This is a genomic window from Kitasatospora sp. NPDC087314, assembly GCF_044744365.1.
GTDB lineage: Bacteria > Actinomycetota > Actinomycetes > Streptomycetales > Streptomycetaceae > Kitasatospora.
Map to the genome: position 1 here is coordinate 1 of NZ_JBIUYE010000005.1, position 10869 is coordinate 10869.

Sequence of the window (10869 nt, forward strand, 5' to 3'; positions counted from 1 at the left end):
GGTGGAGCGGATGATGCGGGACGCGAAGATCACCCAGATCTACGAGGGGACCAACCAGGTCCAGCGCATCGTCATGGCCCGCAACCTGCCGTAACGGCGGCTCCGAGGTGTACCGACGGCCGGGCCGAGCACCGGTCCGGCCGTTCGGAGCCGATGCTATGTTCCGAGAATGAGCGAGAAGGAAGAGCAGGACCTGCCCATGAACGACGGGCCCTCCAAGCCGGCGATGCGCGAGGCGCTGGTCGCCGCCGCCTTCGAGCTCTTCCTGGAACGCGGCTTCGAGCAGACCACCATCGACGACATCGTCTCGCTCGCCGGGGTCGGCCGGCGCTCCTTCTTCCGCTACTTCCCGGCCAAGGAGGACGTGGTCTTCCCGGACCACGAGCGCAGCCTCGCCGAGATGACGGAGTTCCTGGAGTCCGGCACCGGCGAGGAGGACCCGGTCAAGCACGCCTGCGACGCGGCCCGGCTCGTCCTGCGGATGTACGCCGAGCAGCCCTCCTTCTCCGTCCAGCGCTACCGCCTCACCCGCAAGGTGCCCGGCCTGCGGGCGTACGAGCTGTCGGTGGTCTGGCGCTACGAGCACACCCTCGCGGCCTACCTGCGCGGCCGGTTCGCCGACCGTCCGGACGGCCCGCTGCGGGCCGACGTGATAGCCGCCGCCGTGGTCTCCGCGCACAACCACGCCCTGCGCACCTGGCTGCGATCGGGCGGGGAGAGCGACTGGGTGGCCGAGGTCGACGTGGCGATGGCCTTCGTCACCGGCACCTGGCGCGACCGCCCGGCCGAGGGCGGAGCGGACGACGAGGCCGGGGCGGACGACGTGGTGGTGCTGGTCGCCAGCCGCCGGGCGCCGCTGTGGCGGATGGTCCAGGGCATCGAGAGCGCACTCGGCGACGTCCAGCGGGTCTAGGGGTCTGTCCTCAAACCCCCGCCTGCGTGGCGACGCCGGGGCACGCGCCTCACTGGCTCACGCCTCGCCGCCTCACGCCTCGCCGCCTCACGCCTCACCCGTACGGCGCAACCACGGCCGCCCGGCGCCCGGCTGACGGCCGCACGCCGTGCGGTCCCCCCGCCTCCGGGCGAGACTCGGTCGCAAGACGGGGGCCGCGCGCCCCGGGAGCGCGAAGGAGCGGCGATGCCGGGGACACCCCAGCAGCAGAGTGGTGACCCCGTCCTGCGTCAGGTGCTGCTCGGCCGGGGCTATCTCGGCCTGCTGCTGGTCGCCGCCCTGATCGGAATCCCGGTCTCGCTGGTCGCCTTCGGCTTCGTCGGCCTGGAACACCAGCTCCAGCACTGGATCTGGGAGAGCCTGCCGGCCGCCGCCGGCTTCGACCGCGCCCCCTGGTGGTGGCCGTTGCCCGCACTGCTGCTGGCCGGCCTGCTGCTCGCGCCGGTGGTCACCCGGCTGCCCGGGCGCGGCGGCCACGTCCCGGTGGACGGGCTGGGCGGCCCGCCCACCCCGCCGAGCGCCGTGCCGGGCGTGGTGCTGGCCGCGCTCGCCTGTCTGCCGCTCGGCGCGGTGCTCGGCCCGGAGGCGCCGCTGATGGCGCTGGGCGGCGGCCTTGCGCTGCTCGCCGTCCGCTCCGCCAGGCGGACCGAACACCCTCAGCTGGTAGCGGTGTTGGGCACGGCGGGCGCGGCGGCGGCGATCTCCACCATCTTCGGGAGTCCGCTGGTGGCGGGCGTGATGATGATCGAGGCGGCCGGGCTGGGCGGCCCGCAGCTGATCGCGCTGATCCTGCCCTGCCTGCTGGCCAGCGGGGTCGGCGCGCTGGTCTTCACCGGCTTCGGCCACTGGACCGGGCTGTCGATCGGCGCGCTCTCGCTGCCGCAGGTGCCCCCGAGCGGCGTCCCCGACCCGGGCGACTTCCTCTGGGGCGTCCCGCTGGCCGCGGCGGTCGCCGTGGTCTGCGTGGCCGGGCAGGCCCTCGGCCGGCGGGTGAAGGCCTTCACCACGGGCGATCCGGACGGCCCCCGCCCGGCGCCGACCGCCCGTCAGACTGCCGTCCGGACGGTGCTGTGCGCGGTCGCGGTCGGCGCCTGCCTCGCCGCGTACGCCCTGCTCACCGGCCGTTCGCCGGAGGAGGCCGCGCTCTCCGGGCAGGCCACCCTCGGCGTGCTGGCGGCCGACCCGACGGCCTGGCCGATCGGCGCGCTGCTCGCCCTGGTGCTGTGCAAGACGGTCGGCTGGGGGATCGCCCTGGGCAGCCTGCGCGGCGGCCCGATCTTCCCGGCGATCCTGATCGGCGCCGTGCTCGGGGCGGCCTGCGCGCCGCTGCCCGGCCTCGGCTCCGCGCCGGCGCTGGCCGTCGGGCTGGCCGCCTCCGGCGCGGCCGTCACCCGGTTGCCGGTCACCAGCATGGTGCTGGCGGCGATGCTGCTGGGCGGCGATGCCGCCAACGAGATGCCGCTGCTGATCGTCGCGGCGGTGACGGCCTTCGTCACCGGCGAGCTGGTCCGGGGTCGGCGCAGGCGTGGTCCCGTCCCGGCCGACCGGGGCCTCCCGGCAGGCCGGTGACCCGACCGACTGTCGACGCCCGGCTCCGGCCCCTGCCGTCGGCCCGGAGGCCAACGCCCTGCGGCGCGAAAGCCCTTTCAGTGGACGGGAGATGAACACCTGGGGATGTACCGGAACCCGGTCGGCGGGGTGCGCGATAACGGAGGAAGCCCCGGCCGACCGGCCGGCGGGGAACCAGCGAACCGAGGAACCGCACCCATGCCGATCCGTGACTACGGCGTGCTCGCCGGCACCGCCGTCGACCGGCGCCGTGAAGGCGCCACCGACACCCCGCACTACCAGATCCACCTGCGCGATGCGCAGGGCACCGACTTCCGCGCGGCGGTCAACGTCCTCTCCCAGCAGGCCCCCGCCGACCTGCGCTACCTCGCGGTCGAGGACTTCCGGCACCCCGTCACCGCAGTCCTCCCGCCGGCCGGCAGCGGCTGGAACCCGCTCTCGTCGCGGCCGGGTGCGGCGAGCCTGGACTTCGTCCGCGGGCGCCTGTTCGACCCCGCGGCGATGCGCGTCCTGCCGCCCGACCTCCCGGGCCCGGACAACGACCTCGCCGACCTGCTCGACCGGCACGTCCAGCGGGCGATCGCCGACCCGGTGGCCGCGGTGTACGTGTTCGGGCAGCGCTTCGGACCCGAACCCGGCGTCCCCGACAAGGTGTTCGGCTTCCTGCCCGGTAACGGCGTGCACGACGTGCACATGAACCAGGGCAACGGCGGGCGGTTCCGGGCGGACGACGGGGTGTACCAGGACGGCGCGCTGCTCATCCACCTGCCGTCGGAGAACCGCTGGGCGGCGGTGTTCCTGGCCTTCCAGTCGCAGTCCTGGCACACCGACGACCGCACCGGGCACGCCCTGCCCGCCGCCGTCCCGCGCCCCACCCGCCCCCGCCAGGCGACCGGCCCGCAGCAGTAGCCGGCGCAACCGGGGCAGCGCAACCGGGGGCAGCGCAACCGGGGGCGGTGGCGCCAGGGCCGGACGGGCCCAAGGACGGGGCAACCGGTGCCGGACGGCCCCCGGTCCGCCCGGCCCGCGTCCTCAGCCCGCGCTGCGGGACTGGGCGAGCAGCCAGGCGTAGACCTCGGGGTCGTCGTACGTCCGCGTCCAGGAGTCGTGGCCGACTCCCGGGTAGCGGGTGAACCGCACCGGACCGCCCAACTCCCGCAGCGCCGCGACCAGTCGGTCGGTGTGCTCGACCGGGACGACGTCGTCCTCGTCGCCGTGGAAGGTCCACACCGGGAGGGCGGCGAGGCGCGGCGCGGCCTCCTGCAGCCAGGAGCCGCAGACCGGTACGGCCGCGGCGAACCGGCGCGGGTACCGGGCGGCGAGCGCCCACGCCCCGGCGCCGCCCATGCTGAGGCCGGTCACGTACCGCCGGTCCGGGTCGATCCGGTACGTCCGCGACACGTCCTCGACCAGGGCCGCCAGTGTGCTCAACTCCGCCACCCACGAACTGTGGGCCGGGCACTGCGGCGCCACCACCACGAACGGGAGCTTCGCCCCGTCGGCGATCTGCCGCACCGGCCCGTGCGCGGCGAGCGCCGCCAGGTCCTCGCCGCGCTCCCCGGCGCCGTGCAGGAACAGCAGCAGCGGCCACGGCCCGGGGCCCTCGTCGTACCCGTCCGGCAGGGACAGGACGTACCCCAGGTCGTTGCCGTCCTCGTCGACGGCGAACCGGTGGTGCTGAACAGGTGCGGACATCGGCTTCCTCCCAGGCATCAGGCGCTCCACGGGGCCGGCGCGCCCGCACCACCCTTACCCGGCCGACCCGCCGAATGTCGAGGTCCCGGCGTCACGGTCGACGTCGCAATCACGCCAGACCGGGGCCCGGGAGGGCTGGTGGACTCGTACGGAGACACCCGCCGATCGTCGGACAGGACCGCCGCCGTGCCCAGTTCCCCCCGCTCCACCCCGCCCGCCCCCGCCCCCGCGGCCGCCGCCCCGCCCGCCCCCGCAGCCTCCGTCCGGGTCCCGGCGCGCGGCTGGCTCGCCGTCGTCTCCGTGATGACCGGGATCTTCTCCCTCGTCACCACCGAGATCCTGCCGATCGGCCTGTTGACACCGATCGGCGCCTCGTTCCGGATCTCGGCCGGCACGGCCGGGCTGATGATGGCCCTGCCCGGGATCGTGGCCGCCGTCGCCGCCCCCGTGGTGACCGTCGCCACCCGGCGGACCGACCGGCGCACCGTGCTCTGCGTGCTGATGCTCGCCCTCGTCCTGGCCGACCTCCTCAACGCGCTGGCCCCCGCCTACTGGGCGGTGCTGGTGGCCCGGATCGTGCTCGGCCTGGTCATCGGCGCCTTCTGGTCGATCGGCGCCGGCCTCGCCCCGCGCCTGGTGCCCGAAGCCCGGCAGGCCAGGGCCAACGCCGTGATCTTCTCGGCCGTCCCGCTCGGCTCCGTCCTCGGCGTGCCCGCCGGGGTCTTCCTCGGCCACCTGGCCGGCTGGCGGACCGCCTTCGCGGCCATGGCCGCGCTGACGCTGATCGTCTTCGCCGCGCTCGCCGTGTCCCTGCCCCCGCTGCCGCCGCAGACCGTCACCAGCCTGTCCGTGCTGCGCGGCCTGCTCCGGACGAGGGGCGCACGCACCGGGATCGCGGTGACGTTCCTCGTCGTGACGGCCCACTTCGGCACGTACACCTACGTCACGCCGTTCCTGCAGGACGTCACCCACGCCGGCCCGAACCTCGTCACCGTGCTCCTGCTGGCCTACGGCGTCGCCGGCATCGCGGGGAACTTCCTCGTGGGCACCTGGGCCGCACGAGCCCTGCGCCCCGCGTTCGTCACGGCCGCCTGCCTGCTCGCCGCCTCGACCCTGCTGCTCCCCGTCATCGGGCGGACCACACCCGGCGCGACCGTACTCCTCCTCCTGTGGGGTCTCGCGTACGGTGCCGTCCCGGTCTGCTCCCAGCTCTGGTTCCGCACCGCGGCACCCCACGCGCCGGAGGCGGCGACCGTCGTCTTCACCTCCTCCTTCCAGGCCACCATCTCCCTGGGCGCACTGCTCGGCGGCGCCGTGGTCGACACCGCCTCGACCTCCACGGTCATGCTCCTCGGCGGCCTCACCGCACTCGCCACAGCGCTGGTGGTCCGACTCCACGCCGGCTCGCCGGACTGATCGTCACCCACCGGACCGCCGGTGCCGCCCTGCGCCCGGAGCCCCCGGAGCCACCTGAGCCATCCGGGACCGGGCGCTCCGGCAGCCCGAGCAAGGGCGCAGTGACGGCGGCGAGCCACCCGCTCGCCCCAGGCCGTCACCGCAGCCGCCCGCTGGCAGGCCCGGCCCACCGCCTCCGCACCAGATAGCCCCCCCCACCTGACGCGGCGCCCGAACCGCCCCCCCCGCAGCCCGGGCGCCGCCCAGGCCATACCCAACGCAAAATGCGGGCCAGGATATCTCCTGACCCGCATCTATGGTGTCCGAGGGGGGACTTGAACCCCCACGCCCGATAAAGGGCACTAGCACCTCAAGCTAGCGCGTCTGCCATTCCGCCACCCGGACGGGGTGTCGCCTTCGCGGCTTTCGTTCTCTCGTCGGCCGCGCTGACAGATGTAACTGTAGCAAAGATCGGCTTGGGCTCCCAAAACGGTTCCGGGTGGGGGATCGGGGGTGGTGGCGGAGGCAAGGGGGTGTGTGTGGCGGGGGCGTGACCAGGGGGTTTTGGGGGTGCGCGGGGGGTGGATCCGGTTCGGGGGCTGGGGGAGGATGGGCGGACGTGCTCGTACGGCCCGGGTGCAGGTCCTGGGGATGGCGCGCTGGTGCGTCGGTGCGGGCCAGAGACGAGGAGTGACCGTGAGCGAGCGGAGCGAGTCGGCGACGCCGAGGGTGACGGCTGAGTCGGAGGTCGCCGGGATCTGTCGCGATCTGATCCGGATCGACACCAGCAACTACGGGGACGGTTCCGGCCCGGGGGAGCGCAAGGCGGCGGAGTACGTCGCCGAGCAGCTCGCCGAGTTCGGGGTGGAGCCGCAGATCTTCGAGTCGGCGAAGGGGCGCGCCTCGACGGTGGTCCGGATCGAGGGCGAGGACCGTTCCCGCCCGGGCCTGCTGATCCACGGCCACACCGACGTGGTGCCGGCCAACGCCGCGGACTGGACGCACGACCCGTTCGGCGGGGAGATCGCGGACGGCTGCGTCTGGGGGCGCGGCGCGGTCGACATGAAGGACATGGACGCGATGACCCTCGCGGTGGTCCGCGACCGGCTGCGCACCGGACGCAAGCCCCCGCGCGACCTGGTGCTGGCGTTCGTCGCGGACGAGGAGGCCGGCGGCACGTACGGGGCGCGGTTCCTGGTGGACAAGCACCCGGAGCTGTTCGAGGGCGTGACCGAGGGCATCGGCGAGGTCGGCGGCTTCTCCTTCACGGTCAACGATCAGGTGCGGCTGTACCTGGTGGAGACGGCCGAGAAGGGCATGCACTGGATGCGCCTGACGGTCGAGGGCCGGGCCGGGCACGGCTCGATGGAGAACGACGACAACGCGATCACCGAGCTGTGCGAGGCGGTCGCCCGGCTCGGCCGGCACAAGTTCCCGCTGCGGATCACCAAGACCGTCCGGGCCTTCCTGGACGAGCTGTCGGACGCCCTCGGGGTCGAGCTGGACCCGGAGAACATGGACGAGACGCTGCGGGTGCTCGGCGGCATCGCCAAGATGATCGGCACCACGCTGCGCAACACCGCCCAGCCGACCATGCTCGGTGCCGGGTACAAGGTGAACGTGATCCCCGGCCAGGCCACCGCGCACGTGGACGGGCGCTTCCTGCCCGGCTACGAGGAGGAGTTCCTGGCGGAGCTGGACAGCGTCCTGGGCCCGCGCGTGAAGCGGGAGAGCCTGCACTCGGACCGGGCGATCGAGACCAGCTTCGACGGTGCGCTGGTGGAGGCGATGCAGACGGCGCTGCGGGCGGAGGACCCGATCGCCCGTGCGGTGCCGTACTGCCTGTCGGGCGGGACGGACGCGAAGTCGTTCCAGGACCTCGGGATCCGCTGCTTCGGCTTCGCGCCGCTGCAGCTGCCGCCGGAGCTGGACTTCGCCGGGATGTTCCACGGCGTGGACGAGCGGGTGCCGGTGGACGGGCTGAAGTTCGGCGTCCGGGTGCTGGACCGGTTCCTCGACGCCTGCTGAGCAGCTGCCGGACACCTGCCCGGCAGCTGGTGCGGACGGCCCGTTCCCGGGGTGCCGGGGGCGGGCCGTCCGCATTGTCCGAGCTAATGATTTGGGACGAGGTGGTGGAGATCATCAGAAACGATTCTGCAAGGGAATACGTGTCGAGTATGTGTGCGAGGCCTCACCGTTGCGGGTGAATGGCAAATCTGTTCCGTACCCCGTTTGCCACACCGTCGTTCATTCCTGTGCAGCCCGCCGAACGGGTTGCGTTGTCCATACAGGAGGAATGATGAAGGTCAAGAAGATCGCCGCTGTCGCCGCCGCCACCGGTGGCCTGGTGATCGCCGCCGCCGGTGTCGCGTCCGCTCACGGCGGTGCCGCCGCCGAGGGTGTGGCCGCCGGCTCCCCGGGTGTCGTCGCGGGCAACCAGGTCCAGGTCCCGGTGCACATCCCGGTCAACCTGTGCGGCAACACCGTCAGCGTGATCGGCGTGCTGAACCCGGCGTTCGGCAACCACTGCGCCAACTTCTGAGCCACGCTCCGAGCCCCTGAGGCTCGTTGAGCTGACTCACTCGGCCCCCTGTACGGCGGACGCGCCGCACGGGGGGCCGTTCGCATGTCCGGGGATTGGACGCTGAGGAGTCGAGGAGCTGAGGAGTGGAGTGGAGAGGGCGAGGAACCGAGGTATCGGGGAACCGAGGAGTCGCGGGCCGGACGGGGGGGCTCGCTCGATCGGGTGAAGCGCGCGCGTTCGGCTCAACCTCCCCGTCGCCCTCTCGTTAACTCCTGTGCAGTCGAAGACCTTGCCGGATATCTGGATATGCAGAAATTCCGACTTTCGGACGGCAGCCACGTCAAGGTCGTCACGTCGTTCTCGATACGTCAGGGGATAAAGATGAGGAATGTAGCCAAGAAGGGGATCCTCACGGTCGTGGCCACCGGCAGTGTCCTGGCCTCGACCGCCGGCTACGCCTACGCGGGCTCCGAGGCTCAGGGAGGTGCGGCCGGTTCGGCGGGTGTCGCCTCCGGAAACTCGGTGCAGGTGCCGGTCGAGGTGCCGGTCAACGCCTGCGGCAACACCGTCGACGTGATCGGCGTGCTGAACCCGTCCTACGGCAACCGCTGCGCCAACGTCAGCGGCCACCACGAGGCCGCGAAGCCGGGCGGCTCCCACGCGGGCGCCGGTTCCAGCTCCAGCTCCAGCACCGGCGCGGGTACGTCCGCCCCGGGCGCGTCCGCCTCCGGTGTCGCCGCCAACTCGCCCGGTGTGGTCTCCGGCAACAGCATCCAGGCCCCGGTGCACGTCCCGGTCAACGCCTGCGGCAACTCCGTGGACGTGGTCGGCGTCGGGAACCCCGCCTTCGGCAACGAATGCGGCAACGTCGCCCACTCCGCCCCGGCCCCGAAGCCGACCGACGACTGCCCCGAGGACCACAGCCCGTCCTCCCCGCCGCAGACCGGCGGCGCGGAAACCCCGGGCAACCCGCGCACCGGCGGCCCGATCGCCACCCCCCCCGGGGTCGGCTCGACCCCCGTCGCGCCGGTCGCGAGCGGTCAGGCCGTCCCGGCCGCGGCCCGCACCGCAGCCGCCTCGCCGAGCACCGCCGTCGGCGGCCAGCTGGCCTCCACCGGCGCCGGTGACGTCGAACTGCTCGGCGCCGCCGGCCTCGCCCTGCTGCTCGGCGGCGGCGTGCTCTACCGCCGCGCCCGCGCCGGCGCGCGTTGAGCCGCCGGTAGGCCACACCCCGCAGCGCCGCCGGAGCGCGTGACGCGCCCGCGGCCGCCCGTCCATCGGGCGGCCGCGGGCGCGTGAAAGCCCGGAGTGCAGTCTCGGGGGTGATGGCCTGGCATGAAGGCCTGGCGTGAAATCCCCGCCGGGGCGGGCACGTTCCTGGTCGGGCTTACCCCGCCCGGCCGATCCTCGCCCGAGGCGGATCTGCCCGTACGCCCCCCGCCCGTACGCCCCCGCCGTGACGGGCGGACTCAGGCGCGCCCGCCCGTCACCAGCTCCGGACCTGTCGGATGATCCGCCGTCGCAGCCGGACCGTCCGGCTCCCGTCGGGAAACAGCCGCAACCGGTCGAGTTCCCAGTGTCCGTACTCGGCGTGCTCGGTGAGCAGTTGGCGTGCCGCGTTGCGCGTGGTGCCGCGCGGCATCCGCAGTGACTGGTACTCGTACTCCGGTTGCCGGACCGGCTTCGGTGGGGTCAAAACGCTCCTCCTGAGGATCACCTGCACGCAAGCCTACGACCTGCCTCGGACAGCCGGACCGGGTATTTCCGGTCGTCCTCCCTGCCGTCGTTCCCGCAGTCATTCCTGCTGTCGTTCCCGTCGTCCTCCCGACCCGACGGGACCGGCCCGGACCGGCCCAGCTGACAGTGCATCAGTTCCGTTGTTCCTGTGGACGGGATACCCCGATCCCGGCGCGCGAAGCGGCACCCGATCGGCCTCGTCGGGCCCGGCCGCACGCCCTCTGCGCCGGGCATGCGCGGGGACAGAACCACGCGGATCGGACATCAGGGGGGAAGTTGCGGTGAAATCGCGGGTGTAGGTGACAACCGCTGTGCGTACCGACACCGCGGGGAGATAGCGTCTGCACCATGTCTGATGCCGCGCAGCCCACCATTGCCGAGGTACGCGCCGCCGCCGAGGCGGTCAAGGCCGCCATCGACCGTCATCTGGAAGCGGTGTCAAGCCCCAGCGCAGCGGATGATCCCGCTGTGTCCGCCGCCTACGAGCAGCTCGCGACGGCGGCCATCGCCTACGACCAACTCCTCTACGAGGTCTACGACGAGGTCACCCCCTTCGAGATCCCCGGGGACGAGGGCCCGGGCGGCTACCACGGCCCCGAACAGCCCGAGGCGATCAGCGTGCTGATCCGCCGGGACTACCACGTCGCCGACCCCAAGCGGCTGCGCGCCCAGGCCGAGCGGCTCGACGAGTCGCTGACCCCCGGCGGGGGCGGCACCAGCGGGGTGAACGCCGCGATCGGTGTGCTGTTCGGCGAGTACGAGCCGGACGAGATCGCCGCCCGCAGCGAGGAGTTCGGCCTGGAGGAGGCGGACTCGACGCTCTGGGTCGCGGCGGCGGAGCCGACCGAGCCGGGGGAGTGGCTGCCGGAGCCCTTCGAGCACGCCGACCCGCAGATGCTGATCTGCCGGTTCGACGTGAGCGAGGTCTACGACGACGAGGACCCCGACGACTGACCGGCTCGGACCGCAGCGGGCGGACCCCACCGGGTGTGGGGCC

Annotated in this window: 11 protein-coding genes and 1 tRNA gene; 9 read left to right on the top strand and 3 right to left on the bottom strand. The window is 73.3% G+C overall.

Annotated features, from left to right (window positions below):
* From ACIO5E_RS11850 to ACIO5E_RS11865, 4 genes are all read left to right on the top strand, one after another.
* Positions 1 to 94 (top strand): acyl-CoA dehydrogenase family protein (locus ACIO5E_RS11850; RefSeq protein ID WP_132919430.1); only part of this gene is annotated, 94 nt, incomplete at its 5' end.
* 75 nt (positions 95 to 169) lie between these two features.
* Complete coding sequence (locus ACIO5E_RS11855) at positions 170 to 913, top strand: TetR family transcriptional regulator (RefSeq protein WP_400666297.1); 744 nt, start codon at positions 170 to 172, stop codon at positions 911 to 913.
* Positions 914 to 1138: 225 nt separating this feature from the next.
* Positions 1139 to 2521 (top strand): chloride channel protein, encoded by a 1383-nt coding sequence (locus ACIO5E_RS11860; protein ID WP_400666298.1) that lies wholly within the window; start codon positions 1139 to 1141, stop codon positions 2519 to 2521.
* A 198-nt stretch (positions 2522 to 2719) separates the two neighbouring features.
* On the top strand, positions 2720 to 3430 hold the full coding sequence (locus ACIO5E_RS11865; RefSeq protein WP_400666300.1) for a DUF2278 family protein: 711 nt from the start codon (positions 2720 to 2722) through the stop codon (positions 3428 to 3430).
* 123 nt (positions 3431 to 3553) lie between these two features.
* On the opposite strand, the gene ACIO5E_RS11870 is transcribed toward ACIO5E_RS11865, so the two are convergent.
* Positions 3554 to 4216 carry a prolyl oligopeptidase family serine peptidase gene (locus tag ACIO5E_RS11870; RefSeq protein WP_400666302.1) on the bottom strand — a complete coding sequence of 221 codons (663 nt, stop codon included), beginning with the start codon at positions 4214 to 4216 and terminating at the stop codon, positions 3554 to 3556.
* Between the two features lie 303 nt (positions 4217 to 4519).
* On the opposite strand from ACIO5E_RS11870, the gene ACIO5E_RS11875 reads away from it, so the two are divergent.
* Positions 4520 to 5632 (top strand): MFS transporter, encoded by a 1113-nt coding sequence (locus ACIO5E_RS11875; protein WP_400667055.1) that lies wholly within the window; start codon positions 4520 to 4522, stop codon positions 5630 to 5632.
* 296 nt (positions 5633 to 5928) lie between these two features.
* Here ACIO5E_RS11875 and ACIO5E_RS11880 read toward each other — a convergent pair.
* Positions 5929 to 6016: transfer RNA gene (locus ACIO5E_RS11880), tRNA-Leu, on the bottom strand.
* Positions 6017 to 6307: 291 nt separating this feature from the next.
* Here ACIO5E_RS11880 and ACIO5E_RS11885 point away from each other — a divergent pair.
* The 3 genes from ACIO5E_RS11885 to ACIO5E_RS11895 all read left to right on the top strand — a co-directional run bounded on the left by ACIO5E_RS11885 (position 6308) and on the right by ACIO5E_RS11895 (position 9347).
* Complete coding sequence (locus ACIO5E_RS11885; RefSeq protein WP_400666305.1) at positions 6308 to 7639, top strand: M20/M25/M40 family metallo-hydrolase; 1332 nt, start codon at positions 6308 to 6310, stop codon at positions 7637 to 7639.
* Positions 7640 to 7910: 271 nt separating this feature from the next.
* On the top strand, positions 7911 to 8153 hold the full coding sequence (locus ACIO5E_RS11890) for a chaplin (protein WP_400666307.1): 243 nt from the start codon (positions 7911 to 7913) through the stop codon (positions 8151 to 8153).
* A gap of 363 nt (positions 8154 to 8516) precedes the next feature.
* Complete coding sequence (locus ACIO5E_RS11895) at positions 8517 to 9347, top strand: chaplin (RefSeq protein WP_400666309.1); 831 nt, start codon at positions 8517 to 8519, stop codon at positions 9345 to 9347.
* A 274-nt stretch (positions 9348 to 9621) separates the two neighbouring features.
* On the opposite strand, the gene ACIO5E_RS11900 is transcribed toward ACIO5E_RS11895, so the two are convergent.
* Positions 9622 to 9831: a DUF5703 family protein gene (locus tag ACIO5E_RS11900; protein WP_280681853.1), complete on the bottom strand. Its 210-nt coding sequence runs from the start codon at positions 9829 to 9831 to the stop codon at positions 9622 to 9624.
* A gap of 389 nt (positions 9832 to 10220) precedes the next feature.
* On the opposite strand from ACIO5E_RS11900, the gene ACIO5E_RS11905 reads away from it, so the two are divergent.
* A complete protein-coding gene (locus ACIO5E_RS11905) occupies positions 10221 to 10826 on the top strand; it encodes a hypothetical protein (RefSeq protein ID WP_280681851.1) in 606 nt (201 codons plus the stop codon).
* Positions 10827 to 10869: the final 43 nt, after the last annotated feature.